The following is a 21,809-nucleotide window of genomic DNA, read 5'->3' as shown; positions in this document are numbered from 1 at the left end:
GAGGAATAGTTAGAAGATGAAAATAGAGTCATTATTAATTCATGGTGGAATAGATGGAGATGAGAAAACAGGAGCAGTAAATATACCCATATATCAAACTTCCACATATAAGCAACCAAAGTTTGGTGTAAATAAGGGATATGAATATTCAAGAACAGGAAATCCAACAAGAGAGGCTTTAGAAAAACTTGTTTCAGATTTAGAAGAGGGATATGCAGGTTTTGGATTTGCTTCTGGAATGGCAGCTACTACTGCTGTTCTTTCTCTTTTTAAATGTGGAGATAAAATAGTTATTTCAAACAATGTATATGGTGGAACCTTTAGAGTTTTAGATAAGGTTTTCAACCATTTTGGAATTGAATATAAAATAGTTGATACTTCTAATTTGGAAGAAGTAAAAAATAGTATGGATGAGGCTGTAAGGGCTATATTTATAGAAAGTCCAACAAATCCACTAATGGATATAACTGATATTGAAGAAGTTTCAAATATAGCTAAAGCAAAAGGTATATACACTATAGTTGATAACACTTTTATGACTCCATATCTTCAAAAACCAATTAAGCTTGGTGCTGATATAGTTATTCATAGTGCTACAAAATATCTTGGTGGACATAGTGATACAGTTTCAGGAGTTGTTGTTGTTAATAGTGAAGATTTAGCAGAAAGACTTCATTTTATTCAAAACTCAACAGGTGGAGTTTTATCTCCTTTTGATTCATTTATGCTAATAAAAGGTATTAAGACACTAGCGATTAGAATGGATAGACATAATGAAAATACAAAAGTAATTGCTGAATTTTTAAGAAATAGAAAAGAAATAGAAAAGGTATATTATCCAGGTTTTGAAGATCATCCAGGATATGAAATTCAAAATAAACAAGCTAAAGGTTATGGTGGAATAATATCATTTGTAATAAAAAAAGGATATGATTATAAAAAGTTTTTTAATAATCTTGAAATAATAACTTTTGGTGAAAGTCTAGGCGGAGTTGAGTCACTAGCTTGTCATCCAGCTTCAATGACTCATGCTTCAATACCTTCTGAGATAAGAGAAAAGGTTGGAATAGTTGATAATTTAATAAGATTATCAATAGGTATAGAAAATATTGAAGATTTAATAGAGGATATAAAAAATGCATTAGAGGAGAGTAAAGAAAATGATTAAAGTAGAAAGTTTTTCACTAGACCACACAAAGGTTAAGGCACCTTATGTTAGAAAATGTGGTACTCAAAAAGGTGTTAATGGAGATAGAATATCTAAATTTGATTTAAGATTTATGCAACCTAACAAAGAAGTAATGCCAACAGATGCAATTCATAGTTTAGAACATTTACTTGCAGGGTTTATGCGAGAAAAAATAGAGACTATAATAGATATTTCACCAATGGGATGTAGAACAGGTTTTTATTTAACTGCTTGGGGAGAAGTTGAAGTTAAAGATGTAATAGAAGCATTAGAATATAGCTTGAAAAAAGTATTAGACACAGAAGAAGTTCCAGCAGCCAATGAGCTTCAATGTGGTAACTACAGAGATCATTCTATAGAACTTGCACATGAATATGCTAATAAAGCAATAAAGAAGGGATTTAGTAGTGAAATATTTAAATAATATTCAAGAATTAATAGGGAATACACCAATAATTAAATTGAATAATTTAAATATTAAAGAAGGGGTAAATATTTTTGCAAAGCTTGAAAGTAATAATCCTGGTGGAAGTGTCAAAGATAGAATAGGAGTTTACATGATTGAAGCGGCAGAAAAAGAAGGAAAATTAAATCATGGGTATACAATAATTGAAGCAACAGCTGGAAATACTGGTCTTGGAATAGCTATTGCAGCAATAAATAAAGGCTATAATATAATATTTGTAGTTCCAACTAAGTTTTCTATAGAAAAGCAAACATTAATGAGAGCTCTAGGAGCTAAAATTATAAATACTCCAAGAGAAGAGGGAATGCTTGGTGCTGTTAAAAAAGCAGAGCAATTACTTAAGACTATAGAAAATTCAATAAGCTTAAGGCAATTTGAAAATAAGGCAAATCCTCTTTCCCATTATGAAAAAACTGGTCCAGAAATATACGAAGCTATGGATGGAAATATAGATTATTTCGTTTCAGGTGCTGGAAGTGGAGGAACATTCACTGGAGTAGCCAAATATTTAAAGGAAAAAAATAAAAATATAAAAGCTATATTAGCAGATCCAGAAGGTTCTACCATGGGTGGAGGTATTGAAGGATGTTATGATATTGAAGGAATAGGAAATAATTTTATTCCAAGTACAATGGATATGAAATTAGTAGATGATGTTATAAAGGTTTCAGATAAAGAAGCCTATGATATGGTAAAATTAATTGCACTAAAGGAAGGCCTTATTGTAGGAAGTTCATCTGGAGCAGCTCTGTCTGCTGCTTTGAAATTATCGAATAAATTAGAAGAAGGCAATATAATTACAATTTTACCAGATAGAGGAGATAGATATTTTAGTAAAAATATCTACTAACTAAGTAATTAAGCAAGCTTGCAGATAAAAGAATTAAATTGGTTTTTAGAGCGAAGATGGAGTTTGGAGAATCCATATTTACATGTTATTATTATAAAAAGTAAATTTAATTTAAGATATTTATAATTTGGTAATAAAAGGAGAAAAATATATCTAATTCACAAATAACAGAGATTGCTTTAGCTAATGCATTAAAGAATCTAATGAAGAAGCATTCTATAAACAAAATTACAGTTAAGGAAGTTACAAATGAATGTGGAGTTGCAAGACGTACATTTTATAATCACTTCAATGATATTTATGAATTACTTGAGTGGATTTATGAACATGAGGTAATAGAGGAGTTGGAACAATACTATAATTCAGATGGATGGAAGATAGCTATAAATAGAGTTCTTCAGTATACTATAGATAATAAAATAATATGCATTAATACATTTAATTCTTTGGGACGTGATCACTTAGAGAAGTTTTTATATAATATTTTTTATAGTGCATTACAAGGAGTAACGATAGATATTACTAAAGATATGGATATTGATGAGAATATAAAAAATGAAACAATAAGATTTTATACACTAGCTATAGTAGGGGAATTTATATTATGGCTTAGAAATGGATTGAAGGAAGACTCAAAATGTATTTTAGATAGGATAGAAAGAATAATGACAGGCACTCTTTCTTATGTGATGATTAGAAATGATAAAAGTAAAAAATAATAATATATTAAAGGAAATTAAGAAAATATTACACACCTTAATAATAGTGTGAAATATTTTCTCAATTTCCTTTTTGTGTTTATTGAAGAAGATTTATTAGAGGAATAAGCTATTAATATAAAGAATTAAAAAAGAGGTGCTTAATTATGGGAAATTATCAAAAAATCAATCCATCTATACCTAAGAATATTAATGAAAGAAAGGCTTATTTAATAGGGGGCGGAATAGCTTCACTATCAGCAGCAGCTTTTTTAATTAGAGATGCTCATATGCCAGGTGAAAATATTCATATTTTAGAAGAATCTAAGGTTTATGGAGGTTCAATGGATGGAGCTGGTAATGCAATTAAAGGATATACTGCAAGAGGTGGAAGAGAAATAGAAGAACATTTTGAATGCTTCATGGAGCTATTTAGCTTTATACCATCATTAAATGATAAAAAGAGAAGTGTTTTAGATGAGTTTAGAGATTTAAATCTTGAAGAACCGATTGAGTCACATTGTCGTTTAGTTCATAATCAAGGAGAAAAAGCTGATTTTTCTAGTTTAGGCCTATCAAAAGAAAATGCCATGGAACTTGCTAAACTTCATATGTTAACAGAAGAGGCTCTTGGAGCAACAACAATTGAAGAATATTTTTCACAATCATTTTTTGAAACAAACTTTTGGTTCTTCTGGGCATCAATGTTTGCATTTGAAAAGTGGCATAGTGTTGTAGAAGTAAAACGTTATATGGAAAGATTCATGCATTTAATAGGTGGAATGAATAGACTTAAAGGGATTTTGCATACTGAATACAATCAATATGATTCATTAATTCTTCCACTAATAACATGGTTAAAGGATAATAATGTATGTTTTGATACTGGATATAAAGTAACAGATATAGATTTTGATTTTTCAAATAATCAAAAAGTAGCAAAATCAATTCATTATGTAAAAGATGATAGTTATGAAAAAATAGATATAAATAAAGATGATTTAGTTTTATTTACTAATGGATCAATGACTGAAAATACTACAAGAGGTGATTTAGATCATCCAGCAGTTATTAATACTTCAGATGATAAGGGATGTTTTAGTGTATGGCAAAAGATTGCAAAGAAATCAGAACATTTCGGAAGACCAGAAGTATTTTGTAGTGATATAGATAAAACTAAGTGGTTATCATTTACAATTACATTAAAAGATGATGATATAGTGTTCCCTTATTTATATAATTTAACTGGAGATAAGCCTGGAATGGGTGGCCTTGTAACTATAAAGGATTCAAAATGGTTTATGAGTTGGGTTGTTCCAAAACATCCTCACTTTATCAATCAACCGGATAATGTTAAAGTATTATGGGCATATGCATTAAATCTTGATTCTAAGGGTGATTATATAGATAAATCAATATCTGAATGTACAGGACGTGAAATGTTTGAGGAACTTTTATATCATATGGGATTAAAGGACAGAATTCCGGAAATTCTTAAACATACAATTAATGTAATTCCAAGTATGATGCCCTATATAACTTCTCAATTTATGCCTCGTGTTAAAGGGGATAGACCTGATGTTATTCCTGAGGGAAGTGAAAACTTTGGATTTATAGGACAATATTCGGAAGTACCTAATGATTGTGTATTCACTGTAGAATATTCTATTAGAAGTGCAATGATGGCTGTATATGGATTGATGAAGCTTAATAAAGTAGTTGATCCAGTATTCCCTAGTCAATATGACATTCGTGTATTAGTTAGTGCAGCTAAAACATGTCTTGGAGTAGATAAATTACCAATAAAGGATATTACAATAAAGGATATTTTGAAAAATACAGAGATATTGAAGCTTTTATAATATTATGAAATAGAAATTAAAGTTATCCTAGTAAAGATATTAATGAACTGCTCTCTGTCTACTTGACAGGGAGCAGTTCAATTTACTTTACTAGGATATTTTTATATTTATATAAGTATTAGAATTGGCACCTATAATGAAGAGATTTATCAACTAATTTATTTTGAATAGTAGAGTATATAAAAATGAAAAAAAGTATTGACTTAGAGTTAACTCTAAGAGATATACTAATTTACATGGATATAATTTTAAAATAAAATTAAACTTACATATTCAAGGAGGAATACATATGAAATTAAATATTTTAAATAAAGTATACTCGCCAAAGGATTTAAAAGAGCTTAATATAAGTGACTTAAAAGAGCTGGCTAGTGAAATAAGAGAAGTAATAATAAATAAAGTTAGTCAAACTGGAGGACATTTTGGACCAAATTTAGGAATGGTTGAAGCAACAATTGCACTACACTATGTATTTAATTCACCAGTAGATAAAATTGTATATGATGTTTCTCACCAATCATATCCACATAAAATTTTAACAGGTAGAAAGCATGGTTTTTTAGATCCAGATAAATTTAATAGTATAACAGGATATACTTCTCAATTAGAAAGTAAACATGACTTTTTTAGAATAGGTCATACATCTACTTCAATAAGCTTAGCTTGTGGTCTTGCTAAGGCAAGAGATGTAAAAGGAGATAGTGAAAATATAATAGCTGTAATAGGTGATGGATCATTAAGTGGTGGAGAAGCTTTAGAAGGTCTTAATAATGCATCAGCTTCAGGAAAAAATATAATAATACTTGTAAATGATAATGATATGTCTATAGCTGAAAACTATGGGGGTATATATCAAAACCTAGCAAAGCTTCGTGAAACTGAAGGTAAATCAGAAGATAACTTCTTCAAATCATTTGGATTTGAATATCATTATGTAAAAGGCCACGATTTAGAGTCTTTAATAGATGTATTTACAAAGGTTAAGGATATAGATCATCCAGTAGTTATACATATGCATACTATAAAAGGTAAGGGTTATGAAGATGCTGAAGTAAATAAAGAAGCTTTCCACTGGGTTATGCCATTTGATTTAAAAACTAAAAAACCTCTATCTAATTTCTCTGGTGAAAGCTACTCAAAAATAACTGACAACTTTTTATGTGAAAAAGCTAGCAAAGATAAAAAAATAGTTGGTATAACAGCAGCTACACCAATGGGAGTAGGATTAAATGAATTTAGATATAAATTTAAAGATCAATTTGTTGATGTAGGTATAGCTGAAGAACATGCAATAGCTTTAGCTTCAGGGATGGCATCACAAGGTTGTAAGCCAGTAGCATCTTTTTATAGTTCATTTATTCAAAGAACTTATGACCAATTATCACAAGACTTAGCTATAAATGATAATCCAGCTTTAATACTTATTCATGGAAATGGTATAAGTGGATCAGATATAACTCATCTAGGAATATTTGATATACCTTTAATATCTAATATTCCTAATATAGTATACCTTGCACCTACAAATAAGGAAGAGTATCTAGCTATGATGGAGTGGGGAATAGAGCAAGATGAGCACCCTGTTGTAGTAAGAGTGCCAAGCAATGGTGTAGTGTCAACTGGAGAAAAAGTAGAAGCAGACTTTTCTAATTTAAATACTTATAAAAAAACAAATGAAGGTGAAGAAGTAGCTATAATAGGACTTGGAGCCTTCTATCAATTAGGTGAAAAAGTACAAATTAAATTGAAAGAAGAATTAAATATAAATGCAACATTAATAAATCCAAGATTTATAACTGGAATAGATGAAAATATGCTAAATGATTTATTAGAAAATCACAAGCTAGTAATAACTTTAGAGGATGGAATACTTGATGGAGGATTTGGAGAAAAGATATCAAGATTCTATGGAGATAAAGATATGAAAGTATTAAACTTTGGAGCTACTAAGGAATTTACTGATAAAGCTAATATAAATGAATTATATATGCGTTATCATTTAACAGATGAATTAATAGTTGAAGATATAAAAAATCTTTTAAGATAGATTTAAAGAAATATTATATAAGTATATGAATAACATATAAATTTATAGGGATATTACAAATAGTTTCTAACTATAAGTAATATCCTTATTTTACTCTTTAGATCAGTTATAAAAATATGCCTTGAAGATTCAAAGGTGGATAAGGTATAATTGAGGGGATAAATGGTGCAGGGGAATAATTGTACTTTTAACTTTAAATATACAACAAATAAACATGAATTATGTCCTATGAAACTTTTACAGAACTTAATATCTGAAAATAGAAAGAAGGTATCTAAAATGGATGCAATAAAAATGATAGAAGAGAGAAGAAGTGTTCGTAAATTTAAAAATGAAAAAGTAGACAGAGAAACTATGAAGGAGATTATTTCAATTAGCAGATGGGCTCCATCATGGAAGAATTTACAGATAGCAAGATATACATTAATTGATAATGAAGATATTATTAAGCAGCTTGCAACTGAAGGTGTTAATGGATTTGTTTATAATATTAAGACTTTAAAAAATGCAAAAGGCGTTGCAGTATTAAGTTTTGTTAAGGGCAAAAGTGGTAAAATAGATGAAGATAATTATGCAACTTCAAAAGCTAATGCTTGGGAAGTGTTTGATGCTGGTATTGCATGCCAAACCTTCTGCTTAGCAGCTCATGCCAAAGGTGTAGGAACATGTATTATGGGAATTATTGATGAGGAGTCAATAGCTAAAATCATAGGTTTACCAGATGAAGAAACAGTAGCAGCACTTATTGTTTATGGTTATGAAGAGGAACACTCAAAAGCAACGCAAAGAAAAGACGTTGATGATATAATGCGTTTTATAGATTAATAAAAAGATAGTAGTTAGTTTTGTTTTTATACAAAATTAACTACTATTCCTATTTTAGTATTAATCATACATAGTGTCTAATTAGAACATTTAGTATTGATGACAAATTTAATAGAATAAAGGGAGGGGTAGTATGCCATATATAGAAATAATGGATGTATATAAAAGATATAAAATGGGAGATAGCGTTGTTGTTGCTAATAATGGAATAACTTTTTCAGTAGAAAAAGGAGAATTAGTTATAATATTAGGTCCTAGTGGTGCTGGTAAATCTACAGTTCTTAATATACTTGGAGGAATGGATACTTGTGATGAAGGTAAGATAATAATAGATAATGTAGATATAGCTAAGTTTAATAATAAAAAGCTAACAAATTATAGAAGAAACGATGTTGGGTTTGTGTTTCAATTTTATAATTTAGTGCAAAATTTGACGGCTAGAGAAAATGTAGAACTTGCCTCTCAAATTTCAAAAAATGCCTTAGATGTGGATGATACTCTTGATGCTGTAGGTCTTAGTCATAGAAAAAATAATTTTCCATCACAGCTATCAGGAGGTGAGCAACAAAGGGTTGCTATTGCAAGAGCTATAGCTAAGAATCCAAAGCTTTTACTTTGTGATGAGCCAACTGGAGCTCTTGATTACAAAACAGGAAAACAAATTTTAAAAACATTGCAAGATACCTGTAAGAATACAGGGACAACTGTTATAATTATAACTCATAATTCTGCTATTGCCCCAATTGCAAATAGAGTAATTAAGATTAATGACGCAAAGGTTAGAAGCATTGAAGTAAATAAAAATCCAGTACCAGTTGATGATATAGAATGGTAGGAGTGAAAATAAATGCGAATTAGAGCACATAGTAAATCAATAATAAGAGAAATTTTATCATCAAAGGCAAGATTTATTTCAATACTAGCAATAATATTTTTAGGAGTGGCATTTTATTCAGGGATTAAATCAAGTGGACCAGATTTAGAAGCTTCTATAAGTAATTTTTATAGAGAGTCTAATCTTATGGATAGTAAAATCGTATCAGATTTAGGGCTAACTGATAATGATTTAGAACTACTAAAGAATGATGAAAATATTTTAGATTATTATCCAACCCATAGTTTAGATGTGAATTTAACCAATATGAATAGTGTTGTTAAATTTATGGAGTATAATCCTGAAGAAACTAATTATATAAATAAATTTACAATAGTAGATGGAAGTCTTCCTGAAACTTCTGGAGAAATAGCATTAGATGAAAAAGCTTTAGATGAAGGATTAAATATAGGAGATGAGTATACAATAGAATCTGATAAAGATACTATGGGATATTTTAATAGTAAAACTTATAAAATAGTTGGTTTTTTAAAAAGTCCCATGTATATAGATAAAGAATCTAGAGGTAGTACAACTGTAGGAACTGGTAGTATTGATTATTTTGCAGTACTAAATAGCTCGGATATATCAATGGATGCATATACTGAAATTTATATAAGATTTAAAAATGTAGAAAATATTGATGCATATAGTGATGATTATAAAGATAAGATGGAGAGAAATATTAAATGTCTTAATGATTTATTTGCTAATAGATCAATAGAAAGAATAGAAGAAGTAAAATCAGAATTTCAACAGAAATTTAATGAGTTATATACAGAAATAGAATATGAAAATCAAAATTTATTAGATGTAGGAAAAGAAGTAGAAGAGCAACAATCTAAATTAAATGATTTAGATAATAGTAAGTATTATTTCTTTGATAGAGATGATAATCCTGGGTATTCAACATATGGAGATTCAATACAAAGTTTAGATAATATAGCTGCAGTATTTCCTGTATTTTTCTTCCTAGTTGCAGTTTTAATTTGCTTAACAACAATGACTAGAATGGTAGAAGAAAATAGAACAGAAATAGGTACACTAAAGGCTTTAGGATACAGTGACTTAGAAATTTCTAAGAAGTTTGTTATATATGCAGCCTTAGCAAGTATAGTAGGTAGCGTACTTGGTATATTAGTAGGAAGTAATGGGCTTCCATATATAGTGAACAAGGCTTATGGAGATATGTTTAATTTACCAAAAGTAGAAATACATTATTATACTTCTTATATAGTTGAATCAATTTTAATATCAATACTTTGTACAGTAGGAGCATCTTTATTTGTGTTAAGCGAAGAACTAAAAGAGAATCCTTCAAACCTTATGAGGGTAAAAGCACCAAAGATAGGTAAAAAGATATTGCTTGAAAGAATAACTCCTTTATGGAAAAGATTTAATTTTAATCAGAAGGTAACATTTAGAAATCTTTTTAGGTATAAACAACGTATGATAATGACTATATTGGGGATAGCTGGATGTATGGCAATGCTTGTAACAGGATTTTCTTTAAATAAGTCTAATAATGCTATGATAGAAAAGCAATTTAATAAATTAATGAAATATGATGCTATAGTAGTATTTAATGATGATTCAAGTGAAGAGGAAGATGAAAATTATAATAATACTTTAACTTCATTAGATGAATATGAATCAAGTCTAGATATACATCAAGAGACAATAACATTTAGTAAAGAGGGAATGAATAAGCAAAGTGTTATGATGTATGTTCCTAAAGATGTAGATAAATTAAATGAATATGTATCATTAAGCGATAGGAAAACTGAGATAGAGTACAAGTTATCAAATAATGGGGTGATCATAAGTGAAAAATTAGCAAAACTTTTAAATGCATCTGTTGGTGATTTTGTAACATTAAGGGATTCAGATGAAAATTCCTATGAAGTTAGGATTGATGATATAGCAGAAAATTACGTGTCACATTATATATATATGTCACCTGAGTATTATAAAGAGATATTCAATAAGGATATCACATATAATGCACAGTTATTAAATTTAAAATCTGATGTAAATGAAGAATATATACAAACTACTATTATGGAGTCAGATAAAGTAATGAACATTACAATGATGTCTAAGATTAGAAGCTCAAGTAACAATTCTAGCTTAGGTTTAGTAATGTTAGTTATAATAATAGCTTCAGGTTGTTTAGCATTTGTAGTTTTATACAATTTAATTAACATTAATGTATCTGAACGTATTAGGGAACTATCAACTATAAAAGTCTTAGGATTTTTTGATAATGAAGTTACAATGTATGTCTTTAGAGAAAATATAATACTAACACTAGTAGGTATATTTATAGGTTCCTTTATGGGAAAAATTCTTTATAAATTTATACTTAATACTGCCGAAACAGATACAATGATGATGATACCAGATGTGTATATGAGTAGCTACATAATATCAGGTCTTATGACTTTATTGTTTGCATTTTTAGTAATGATAATGATGCATATAAAATTAAAGAATATTAATATGATAGATGCATTAAAATCTGTAGAGTAAAAAAGAATAGCTAGTAACTTATATAAAATAGTTACTAGCTATTCTTTTTGTAATAATATTTTAATTTTATTTATTTCACTAGTTAACTCTTGTACTTGTTTTTCTAAATCTTTTATTTTATCTATGTCATTACTTTTGGAGTTAGAAGATTTGGAAGTAGTACTTGTAGAGTTAGTGCTACAAAATGTATTATCAACGTTATAATTACTAGGATTATAATATCTACCTGGACCTGATTCAAAATACTGTTGCTGAGAATTAAATACTAAAATAACTTGGCCAACTAATTCGAGCCAGTTTCCAATTACATTTTGTACATTAAAAGGAATATTTCCAGCTATTATATTGCCGAGTATTTCACCTATTATTGCAAAAAGTTCTGGTGGAAGAGATTGAAATCCATTTGGTATATCATTACATCCAGAGTTAGCTTTGTCATCAGAAGAATTAGTATAACCGCAAGCCTTTAATAAATCCTCAAAATTACCCCATCCATTAAAATTCATTTTATTACCTTAAAACAAGTGATTATGTTTATTATATTAAACTTATAATTAAAAGGTACTAGATTATAAAAATATAAGTCTTTTTATTATATAGATAGTATAATTTATGTTATTTAATATATGAAAATTGAAAAGAAATTTTAGTTAGCTAGAAGCAACTCGTGCTATTACTTGTTTTTCTTTCCAAGTACCCTTTTTAAATCTTATAAGGTATAAAACTCCTCTCACAGCCCAGTCAACAAACATTCCGCTCCAAACGCCAACAAGGCCTAATTTTAGGTTTATTCCTAAAAAGTAACCAAGGGTAATTCTAAATAGCCACATACCTATTAAAGATGTAACCATTGTGTATTTTGCATCACCTGCTCCTTTTAATCCAGCAGGAAGAACAAAGGATATAGACCATATAGGAATAAATATTGCATATAATATACATACATTTCTGCTTAAATTAATTATATTAGTATCGCTTGTATATAATCTAGGAGCCAAGCCTGAAAAAGGTAGGAATACTAACGCCATAACAATTAGTGAAATGGTAGATAATTTTGTTATATAAGCTAAAGTATCACTTGCTTCTTCGGTTTCACCCTTACCCATATGTTGTCCTACTAAAGCTGTAGCAGCTATGCATAGAGCATTTCCAGGTATATTAAGCATACTACCAATAGAACTAGTTATAGAATTAGAAGCTATAGATATTGTACCCATATCAACAATAAATACTTGAGTTATTAATTTTCCACCATTAAATAATAGGGATTCTATGCTTGCAGGTACTCCAATTGAAAAAATTGGTTTTAATAGAGTTAAATCAAATTTAAATTTCCTAAGGTTTGTTAATTTTAAGATACTTGAACCCTTTAATAGGACAAATAGAACAATAAAAGCACCGATAGTTCTAGCTAAAGCTATTCCTAAAGCTGCACCTACTATCCCAAGTTTTAAAATATTTATAAATGTAAAAGTAAAAATAACGTTCATAACATTCATAAATATTGTTATCTTCATAGGTGTTTTAGTATCTCCTGCTCCTCTTAAAATTCCATTACAAATAAGATCCATTGTAATTAAAGGATAAGTTAATAGGGTTATAGATAAATATATATTTGCTGAACTTATAACGTCAGCTTCAGCAGCACCAAAAAGAAAAGAGAGTATAAATCTTTTAAAAATAAACATTAACAAAGTAATAAGTACTGATATAAGTATAGATGAGTAAAGAGCTTGCTTCATAGCTGAATTTGCTTTTTTTATATTAGATTGCCCTATAAATTGAGCAACTACTACCATTCCACCCACTGCAAGAGCAGAAAAAAAAGCAATTACTATATTGTTTATGGAATCAACCATACCAATTGCAGAAACTGCCTCTTTCCCTATATGACCTGCCATCATAGTATTTACCATTCCCATGGATATTACAAATAATTGTTCAGCTAATATTGGCAAGGTTAGATTAATAACATCTTTTCGGATAAATTTCATTTTTTCACCTTCAATAGTATCCTTCCGTAGTATATTTTTATTAATATTTTAATTATATACCTAGGAAAAATATTATCAAAGTTTGTATACTTCCATTGAACGAGAAGAGAGGTTATCCTAAAGAAATAAGTTGGGATTTCTACTGAATTTTACCTATTATTACATTTTTAACGTTTCTTTAGTTGAGTATAATCATGTAAATAATATTATTTTGGTAAGGAGTTTAGAGAAAAATAATTTAAAAAAATATTGACAAGCATGAAATGTTCTGTTATCGTATTCATGTAAGGACTGTTACTGATTCGATCAGGCATGACCAAAAATTAATGTGATTATTTATGTATAATTATATTAATGTTTGGTCATTTTTTGTTTTTAAAATAAATGGGGGGAGATACTAAAGATGAAGATATTAAAAAAGTTAAATAACAATGTTGTATTAGCTTTAAATGATAAAGGAGAAGAAATTATAGTTACTGGAAAGGGATTAGGATTCCGTAAAATGCCATATATTTTAGAGGACCTATCTTTAATAGAGAAAAAGTATGTAATTCCTCAAAATACAAAAGCTTCTGAAATTTTAGAATCTATCCCTAATGAAGTTATAAAAGTAACTGAAAAAGTTATACGAAGTGGCTATAAAGAACTGAATATGGAGTTTAATGCAGATATTTTATTAACCTTATCTGACCATATTAATTTTGCTATTCAAAGAAGTAAAGAAGGTATAGAAATGAGAAGTCCTCTTCAATGGGAAATAAAACATCTTTATTCAAAGGAGTATAAGATAGGATTTCATTCCATAGATATTATTGAAAAGGAACTTGGAGTTAAATTAGATAAAAATGAAGCAACTTTTATAGCACTACATTTTATAAATGCTCAAATTGGTAAACATGATATGACTGAAACAACTAAGATAACAACTATTATGGGAGAAATTCTTAATTTAATAAAATATAAGTTTAAAATAGAGTTTAATGAAGATTCCTTTGAGTTTACTAGATTTGTAACTCATATAAAATATTTTATTATAAGACAAGTAAATAATAAACCATTAGATAATGATAATAATGATATGTTTACTCTTATGAAGGATAAGCTAACTGAAGAGTTAGAGTGTGTTGAAATAATAGAGAAACATTTAAATAGAAATTATGGATGGAAGTGTACAAATGATGAAAAATTATATTTAATGCTTCATATCCAAAGAATAAGAAAAGAAAGAAATTAGGACTGTTACTGATTCGATCAGGCATGACCAAATATTAATGTAATTATTTATTATAGGTATAATTACGTTAATATTTGGTCATTTTTATTTTAATTTTACAACTTATAAATCAAATGCTAGCTAGATTTAAAAGTTTTAAATATATGTATCATAAAACAAAAAGGTGGAGATTTAGATGAATAATAAAGAATTAGCTCAAAAGATTCTTGAATTAAGTGGTGGAGAAAAAAATATCAATCTTGTTACTCATTGTGCTACAAGATTAAGACTTGTTGTTAAATCAGAAGCAGAAGTAAATTTAAAGGCAATAGATACTTTAGAAGGTGTTTTAAAAGCACAGCATAGTGGTGGTCAATTACAAGTTGTAATTGGAGCTAAGGTTAATAAAGTATATGAGGAATTTATACAACTTGGTAATTTCTCAAGCAATGATGGAGAAGATATACCAAAGGTTAAGAAGAATCCTTTTAATGCATTTATAGAAACCATAGCAGGAATATTTACTCCTATACTTCCTGCACTTGTTGGATGTGGGATGATGAAGTGTTTATCATCATTAATGACTACAACAGGAATGGTAGATCCATCAATGGGCTTTATTACAATATTTAATATGATAGCTGATTGTGTATTTTACTTTATGCCATTCTTCTTGGCTGTTAGTGCAGCAAGAAAATTCAAAACTAATGAATATTTAGCAGTTGCTTTAGCAGGATGTTTACTTCATCCGACAATTTTAGATGCAGCGAGTAAAATAGCTCAAACTGGTGTTGATAGGATAAGTTTTTTAGGATTACCTATTTTATTAGTTAAATATACTTCTACAGTAATTCCAATAATATTATCAGTATGGCTATTAAGTTATGTTTATAGATTTGTTGAAAAGATAGTTCCAGATATGCTTAAGGTATTAATTGTCCCAATGATTACTTTATTAATTATGGTTCCAGTTCAATTGATTGCAATAGGACCATTTGGTTCATATGTAGGTACATGGATTGCAGAAGGATTAGATATATTATTTGCAAAAAGTGGAATAGTTGCAGGAGCTTTATTAGGATTCTTTAGACCTATACTTGTCATGTTTGGTATGCATTATTCAATAATGCCAATGCAAGTTCAACAAGTTGCAGATACAGGATTTACTGTATTAACAGCAAGTGCTTTAGCTGCTAATATTGCACAAGGTGGTGCAGCTTTTGCTGTATTCTTAAAGACTAGAAATAAAACTATGAAGGCAGCAGCAGGATCAAGTTCATTAACAGCTGTATTTGGAATTACAGAGCCAGCTATTTATGGAGTTACTTTAAGATATAAGAAACCTTTCTTTGCTGGGTGTCTAGCAGCAGGTTTAGTAAGTGGATTTTATGGTATGGTTAATGCAAAGGCAAATGCTATTGCTATTCCAGGAATTTTATCTCTTACAACATTTAGTGCAAATAAATATATTTATATAATAATTGGTGTAGTAGCAGCTTTTGTTTTAGGATGTGTATTTACTCTTATTGCTGGAGTTGATGATTCTGTAATGGGTGAAGATAAGAAAGAAGAGAAAAAAGAAGATGAAAAAGAAAACTTGATTTCTTGTGAAAGTATTATGGTAAAAAGCCCAGTAGAAGGAATAGTTAAAGATTTAGCAGAAGTTAATGATACTGTATTTTCTGATGGATTAATGGGAAAAGGAATTGCAATTGAACCCAAGGTAGGTAAGGTAATAGCTCCATTTGATGGAGTAGTTGAAGCCATTTTTAATACAAATCATGCTATTGGTTTAAAATCTAATGATGGTGTAGAAGTATTAATTCACATTGGATTAGATACTGTAAACTTAGAAGGTAAATATTTTAAGGCTCATGTAACTAATGGACAAAAAATTAAGAAAGGAGATTTATTGGTCGAATTTGATATAGATGGAATTAAAAAAGAAGGATATGATGTTATAACGCCATTTATAATTACAAATTCAGATAAATTTAATGATGTTATAGCTGTAAAAAATGGTGAAGTAACAAATAATGATGATTTATTAAACTTAGTATAAATAAATAGCGAAAGAGGTAGATTTATATGAATAAAGGATTTCCAAAGAACTTTTTATGGGGAGGTGCCTTATCAGCTTGTCAAGCTGAAGGTGCCTACAATGTAGATGGTAAGACACTTACTATTCCTGAAGTAATGCCATTTAATCCTAAAAACGATAGAAAAGTAACTAAGCAACTTAAAATTACAAGAGAAATGATAGAAGAAGCTAAAAATGATCCAGATACAATAAAGTATCCAAAGAGAAGAGGAATAGATTTCTATCATACATATAAGGAAGATATGGCTTTATTTAAAGAAATGGGATTTAAGGTATTTAGATATTCAATTTCTTGGGCACGTTTATTCCCAAATGGAGATGATAGAGAACCAAATGAATTAGGGTTAAAATTCTATGATAGCATTATTGATGAATGCTTAAAAAATGGTATGGAACCACTAATAACAATATCACACTTTGATTTTCCAATAGTTCTAGTTGAGAAGTTTGGTGGATGGTATAACAGAGAATTAATCGATTTATATCTAAGATATTGTGAAGTAATATTCAATAGATATAAAGGAAAAGTAAAGTATTGGGTAACATTTAATGAAATAAATATGAGTATTAAAGCAGGCCCTAAAACTATGGGTGTAATAGATGAAGGGCAAGAAAACTATGAAGAAATGTTATTCCAAGCTCTTCATCATCAATTTGTTGCGGCTGCAAAGGCTACAAAGCTTGCTCATGAAATAGATAAAGAAAATAAGATAGGTAGCATGGTAGCATACTTTACTACTTACCCTTATACATGTAAGCCTGCAGATGCTTTAGCAATGCAAAAAGATGACCAAATGAAAAACCTATTCTATTTAGATATTCTAAATGGTGGTAAGTACCCTTATTATTCAAAGACATATTTTGAAGAACATAATATTAATTTAGATATAAAAGATGGAGACTTAGAAGTTATTAAGGAGCATACAGCTGACTTTGTAGGAATGTCATACTATAATTCTATGATATCTAGTAATGATGGAGATCAATTAGAGCTTACTGCAGGTAATGTTCATAGTGTTTATAAAAATCCACATCTTGATGCAAATGAATGGGGATGGCAAATAGATCCAATAGGATTAAGATATACATTAAATCATGTATATGATAGATTTGGATTACCTGTATTTATACTTGAAAATAGTTCAGGGTTTTTTGATACATTAACAGAAGATAATAAAGTACATGACCCATATAGAGTTGACTTTTTACGTAAACATATTGAACAATTAAAGCTTGCTATTGAAGATGGAGTAGAAGTTATTGGTTATACAATGTGGGGACCAATTGACATGATTTCATCAGGAACATCAGAAATGTCAAAACGTTATGGTTTTATATATGTAGATCAAGATGACTATGGTAATGGAACAATGAAACGTTACAAGAAAGATTCATTCTATTGGTATAAGAAGGTTATAGATTCTAATGGAGAAGAACTTTAATATTCATGAAAATACTAAATAGTATTAAGAAAGTACCAGGGGGACTTCTTATAGTCCCTATGATACTTTCTGTAATAATAAATACTTTTTTTCCTGAAATTTTTCAAATAGGGAACCCAACAACAGCACTTTTTACTAATAAAAGCACTATGGTTTTAGTTGGACTAATGTTATTTGCCTCTGGAACACAATTCAATTTAAAAAAGACAGTTGATGTTATTAAAAGAGCAGGTATATTATGTGTTGGAAAGTTATTAATATCATATATTAGTGGATTATTAGTAATAAAATTATTTGGAATAGAAGGAGTATTTGGAATATCAGCAGTTGCTATTATCGCTACAATTGCAAGCTGTAACCCTGGATTATATTTAGCTTTAGTTAATGACTATGGAGATGAAATAGATGGTGCAGCTTTTGGATTTTTAAATCTAATAGTGGTGCCTGCAGTTCCACTAATGATTTTAAGTTCGGCAAGTGGACAAGGAATAGATTTAAAAATAATAATGGCTAACCTTTTTCCATTTTTATTAGGAATGGTATTAGGAAATTTAGATAGTGATTTTAAGAAGTTATATGCACCAGCTACAGTAATACTTTTACCTTTTATGGGAATATGCTTTGGGAGTAGTATAAACTTTATAGTAGCCTTAAAAGCAGGAATATCAGGAATAATTCTTACAGTAATATTCTATTTAACAAGTCTTTTACCGCTAGTATTAATAGATAGAAAAGTTATAAAGAGACCTGGTTATGCAGCTATTGCAATGTCATCTGTAGCAGGATTATCTATTTCAGTACCATCATTAGCCGCTGAAATTAGTAATGTGTATACTCCTTTTATGGATGTTGCAATGTCTCAGATAGCATTAGCATCAATAATAACAAGTATAATAACACCAATAATAATTAAATATGTCGTAAAGAAATAAGAAATATACAGATATCTTTCATCTTAGATATCTGTTATTTTTTGGTTGATGATATTGAAATATAAAAAAATATTACTGGAATTTTAAATTTCCAGTAATATTAAAATAATAATTATACATAATTAGTTAATTTCTCGATATGGGCAATTAACAGAATTTTAATTTATTAATTGTAACTAGTCTAAATTTATTACTTTGTATAATTATCGAAATAACCTTGGATAAAGATAATAGGAGTTCCCTTATCTCCACTTCCTGATGTTAAGTCAGATAATGATCCTATAAGGTCAGTAAGTCTTCTTGGAGTAGTACCTTGAGATTCCATAGCTCCAACTAAATCTGATTCCTTATTTTTAATATATTCTGATATTGCATTCTTAAGTTCTTCACCTTTTAAATCAGCAAAGTTATTATCAGCAAGATATTTTAATTTTATTTCATTTGGAGTACCATTTAAACCTGCTGTATAAGCTGGTGAAACAACTGGATCAGCAAGTTCCCAAATCTTACCCACTGGATCTTTGAAAGCTCCATCTCCATAAATCATAACTTCAACATTTTTTCCTGTCTTTTCTTTAAGAATAGCTTGGATATTATCAACTACAGGTTGACAGTTACGAGGGAAAAGTTTAACAGTTTCTTCTGTTGATTTATTTGAACCTAATAATCCATAGGATTCGTTACATCCGCTTCCATCAATAGATTCACATAATATATTATCAAGGCTGTAAATTTTTTCTCCACCATTTGCTTTTAGAATTTTCTTAGTTCTAAATCTTGTATGAATGTCACAAGTAAGAACGCTCTTTGTATAATTTAATATAGTCTTAGGATTGTTTGAGAATATTACTTCACACTCAACACCATATTCTTCTACTAAAGATTTATAGTAATCGATGTAGTCAACTCCTGTGAAAGTATGTTTATTATATCCAAATAGATTACGGAATTCTTGTTCTGTTAAAACATCTGTCCAAGGATTAACTCCCTTTTCATCTAACATATCTAAATCAACTAAGTGATTTCCAACTTCATCAGATGGATAGCTTAACATTAATACTATTTTCTTAGCTCCTTTTGCTATACCACGAAGGCAAATTGCAAAACGGTTACGACTTAAGATTGGGAATATTACACCAATAGTATCATTACCAAACTTAGCTTTAACATCTGTCGCAATATTATCTATAGAAGCATAATTTCCTTGAGCACGTGCAACTATTGATTCAGTTACAGTAACTATATCTTTATCATTTATAGTAAAACCTTCATACTCTGAAGCTTTAAGTACGCTTTCTACAACGATATCTTCAATTTTATCCCCTTCTTTAATGATTGGGCAACGAAGACCTCTAACAACTGTACCAACAACTCTTTCCAAAACAATCTCTCCTATCAATTTAAAATTCATTTTAAATATTTCATACTCTTGTAATATACACCAATTAATGATATAAGTAAAATAAATAGAATCAATACATGATATAAGGAGTGCTTATATGATAACTAAATTAGATTTATATAGAGTATTTTGTCAGGTAGCAAAAAGTAAAAGTTTTTCAAAGGCATCAAAGGAACTTTATATGACACAGCCAGCAGTTAGTCAGTCTATAATGCAATTAGAAAGAGAGTTAGATATTAGGCTTTTTAATAGAGCACCAAAAGGGGTATCATTAACTACTGAAGGAAATCTTTTATTTGAATATGTAAATTCAGCAATTAATTTAATAAATGTAGGAGAAGAAAAAATATTAGAATTTAAAGATTTAACTGTAGGAGAATTAAAGATTGGAGTAGGAGATACTATATCTAAGTACTTTTTGCTTCCATATTTAGAAATATTCCATAATAAATATCCTAATCTTAAGTTTAAAATTATAAATGGAACTACTTTAGAGCTTTGTTCATTAATTAAATCAGGAGAAATTGATATTTCAATTTGTAATCTTCCAATTAATGATCCTTCATTAGAAGTAATACCTTGTAGAGAAGTTAGAGATATTTTTGTTTGTGGTGAGAAGTATAAGGATTTAGCAAAAGAAAAAATTTCATTAGAAGAAATAGTAAAATATCCTTTAATATTTCTAGAGCCTAATTCAAATTCAAGAAAGTATGTAGAGAAATTCATGCTATCAAAAGGGATAAAAATATCTCCAGAGTTTGAACTTGGATCCTTTGATTTATTATTAGAATTTGCAAAGATAAACCTAGGGATTGCCTGTGTAGTAAAAGAATTCTCAGAAGATTATTTAGAAAAGGGCTTATTGTATGAGGTTAATATTTTAGAGAAAATTCCAAGCAGGAGTATTGGTGTTTGCCATTTAAAGAGTGTTCCACTTTCATTGGCCTCTACAAAGTTTGTTGAATTATTGGAAAGTTAATCTTAGTTTTTATAAATATAGAAACTTTATAAAATAATTTCTTTCGGAGTAGAATATAAATTTAGTAAAGGGAGTGAGAAAAAGGATGAAAAAAGTATGGGTAATTTTAACAATGATATTTATTTTAATAGTACCTAAAAGTGTATATGCAGATAACAAAGAATATTTTGTTGATAAATTAAATATTGAGGCAGAAATTCTTAATAATGGAGATATAGTTGTAAATGAAATAATTGAATATAGATTTAATGGTGATTTTAATGGAATTTATAGAAATTTAAATTTAGAAGGAGCAGAGTCCTATTTAATAAATGGAGTTTCAATTATTGTGTGCCCAGCATGGGCAACAACTTGACGGTGAAAGTCCGTTGTGGGCTTGGTAGTGGGAACCACTAGCTAATGA

At 28.9% G+C, this 21,809-nt stretch carries 18 protein-coding genes; 15 read left to right on the top strand and 3 right to left on the bottom strand.

Annotation, left to right across the window (positions count from 1 at the left end; genetic code table 11):
- Nucleotides 1-16: 16 nt before the first annotated feature.
- The 9 genes from ACQPVP_RS14960 to ACQPVP_RS14920 all read left to right on the top strand — a co-directional run bounded on the left by ACQPVP_RS14960 (nt 17) and on the right by ACQPVP_RS14920 (nt 11,343).
- Nucleotides 17-1,168 carry a trans-sulfuration enzyme family protein gene (locus ACQPVP_RS14960; protein WP_430851273.1) on the top strand — a complete coding sequence of 384 codons (1,152 nt, stop codon included), beginning with the start codon at nt 17-19 and terminating at the stop codon, nt 1,166-1,168.
- The gene (locus ACQPVP_RS14955; protein WP_430851271.1) at nt 1,161-1,613 is read left to right on the top strand and encodes an S-ribosylhomocysteine lyase; all 453 of its coding nucleotides are present in this window, start codon (nt 1,161-1,163) and stop codon (nt 1,611-1,613) included. The genes ACQPVP_RS14960 and ACQPVP_RS14955 overlap by 8 nt, the downstream gene beginning before the upstream one ends.
- Complete coding sequence (locus ACQPVP_RS14950; protein WP_430851270.1) at nt 1,597-2,505, top strand: PLP-dependent cysteine synthase family protein; 909 nt, start codon at nt 1,597-1,599, stop codon at nt 2,503-2,505. The genes ACQPVP_RS14955 and ACQPVP_RS14950 overlap by 17 nt, the downstream gene beginning before the upstream one ends.
- Before the next feature lie 203 nt (nt 2,506-2,708).
- Nucleotides 2,709-3,224, top strand: coding sequence for a TetR/AcrR family transcriptional regulator (locus ACQPVP_RS14945; protein WP_430851268.1), 516 nt, complete (start codon nt 2,709-2,711; stop codon nt 3,222-3,224).
- A gap of 146 nt (nt 3,225-3,370) precedes the next feature.
- Nucleotides 3,371-5,065: an oleate hydratase gene (locus ACQPVP_RS14940; RefSeq protein ID WP_430851266.1), complete on the top strand. Its 1,695-nt coding sequence runs from the start codon at nt 3,371-3,373 to the stop codon at nt 5,063-5,065.
- Between the two features lie 289 nt (nt 5,066-5,354).
- A complete protein-coding gene (locus ACQPVP_RS14935; RefSeq protein WP_430851264.1) occupies nt 5,355-7,112 on the top strand; it encodes a 1-deoxy-D-xylulose-5-phosphate synthase in 1,758 nt (585 codons plus the stop codon).
- 165 nt (nt 7,113-7,277) lie between these two features.
- A complete protein-coding gene (locus tag ACQPVP_RS14930) occupies nt 7,278-7,937 on the top strand; it encodes a nitroreductase family protein (RefSeq protein ID WP_430851262.1) in 660 nt (219 codons plus the stop codon).
- Nucleotides 7,938-8,070: 133 nt separating this feature from the next.
- Nucleotides 8,071-8,772, top strand: a complete 702-nt coding sequence (locus ACQPVP_RS14925) for an ABC transporter ATP-binding protein (RefSeq protein ID WP_430851260.1) — start codon at nt 8,071-8,073, stop codon at nt 8,770-8,772.
- 12 nt (nt 8,773-8,784) lie between these two features.
- Nucleotides 8,785-11,343: an ABC transporter permease gene (locus ACQPVP_RS14920; protein WP_430851258.1), complete on the top strand. Its 2,559-nt coding sequence runs from the start codon at nt 8,785-8,787 to the stop codon at nt 11,341-11,343.
- 38 nt (nt 11,344-11,381) lie between these two features.
- On the opposite strand, the gene ACQPVP_RS14915 is transcribed toward ACQPVP_RS14920, so the two are convergent.
- Nucleotides 11,382-11,849 carry a hypothetical protein gene (locus ACQPVP_RS14915; RefSeq protein ID WP_430851256.1) on the bottom strand — a complete coding sequence of 156 codons (468 nt, stop codon included), beginning with the start codon at nt 11,847-11,849 and terminating at the stop codon, nt 11,382-11,384.
- A 144-nt stretch (nt 11,850-11,993) separates the two neighbouring features.
- The gene (locus tag ACQPVP_RS14910; RefSeq protein WP_430851254.1) at nt 11,994-13,337 is read right to left on the bottom strand and encodes an MATE family efflux transporter; all 1,344 of its coding nucleotides are present in this window, start codon (nt 13,335-13,337) and stop codon (nt 11,994-11,996) included.
- A 403-nt stretch (nt 13,338-13,740) separates the two neighbouring features.
- On the opposite strand from ACQPVP_RS14910, the gene ACQPVP_RS14905 reads away from it, so the two are divergent.
- The 4 genes from ACQPVP_RS14905 (at nt 13,741) to ACQPVP_RS14890 (ending at nt 19,025) form a co-directional block, all read left to right on the top strand.
- Nucleotides 13,741-14,571 (top strand): PRD domain-containing protein, encoded by an 831-nt coding sequence (locus tag ACQPVP_RS14905; RefSeq protein ID WP_430851252.1) that lies wholly within the window; start codon nt 13,741-13,743, stop codon nt 14,569-14,571.
- Between the two features lie 175 nt (nt 14,572-14,746).
- Complete coding sequence (locus ACQPVP_RS14900) at nt 14,747-16,612, top strand: beta-glucoside-specific PTS transporter subunit IIABC (protein WP_430851250.1); 1,866 nt, start codon at nt 14,747-14,749, stop codon at nt 16,610-16,612.
- A 26-nt stretch (nt 16,613-16,638) separates the two neighbouring features.
- Nucleotides 16,639-18,093: a glycoside hydrolase family 1 protein gene (locus ACQPVP_RS14895; protein ID WP_430851248.1), complete on the top strand. Its 1,455-nt coding sequence runs from the start codon at nt 16,639-16,641 to the stop codon at nt 18,091-18,093.
- 5 nt (nt 18,094-18,098) lie between these two features.
- Nucleotides 18,099-19,025 (top strand): 2-keto-3-deoxygluconate permease, encoded by a 927-nt coding sequence (locus ACQPVP_RS14890; RefSeq protein ID WP_430851246.1) that lies wholly within the window; start codon nt 18,099-18,101, stop codon nt 19,023-19,025.
- A gap of 190 nt (nt 19,026-19,215) precedes the next feature.
- On the opposite strand, the gene ACQPVP_RS14885 is transcribed toward ACQPVP_RS14890, so the two are convergent.
- The gene (locus ACQPVP_RS14885; RefSeq protein ID WP_430851244.1) at nt 19,216-20,406 is read right to left on the bottom strand and encodes a coenzyme F420-0:L-glutamate ligase; all 1,191 of its coding nucleotides are present in this window, start codon (nt 20,404-20,406) and stop codon (nt 19,216-19,218) included.
- Between the two features lie 118 nt (nt 20,407-20,524).
- Between ACQPVP_RS14885 and ACQPVP_RS14880 the strand changes: the two genes are divergently transcribed.
- Together ACQPVP_RS14880 and ACQPVP_RS14875 are read left to right on the top strand one after the other, a co-directional pair.
- The gene (locus ACQPVP_RS14880) at nt 20,525-21,406 is read left to right on the top strand and encodes a LysR family transcriptional regulator (RefSeq protein ID WP_430851242.1); all 882 of its coding nucleotides are present in this window, start codon (nt 20,525-20,527) and stop codon (nt 21,404-21,406) included.
- Nucleotides 21,407-21,491: 85 nt separating this feature from the next.
- Nucleotides 21,492-21,761, top strand: a complete 270-nt coding sequence (locus tag ACQPVP_RS14875) for a DUF2207 domain-containing protein (RefSeq protein ID WP_430851240.1) — start codon at nt 21,492-21,494, stop codon at nt 21,759-21,761.
- Nucleotides 21,762-21,809: the final 48 nt, after the last annotated feature.

This window comes from Clostridium nigeriense (genome assembly GCF_050585265.1).
GTDB lineage: Bacteria > Bacillota > Clostridia > Clostridiales > Clostridiaceae > Clostridium > Clostridium nigeriense_B.
Note: the sequence above shows the minus strand (reverse complement) of the source record. Positions and strands in the feature narration are given on the sequence as shown.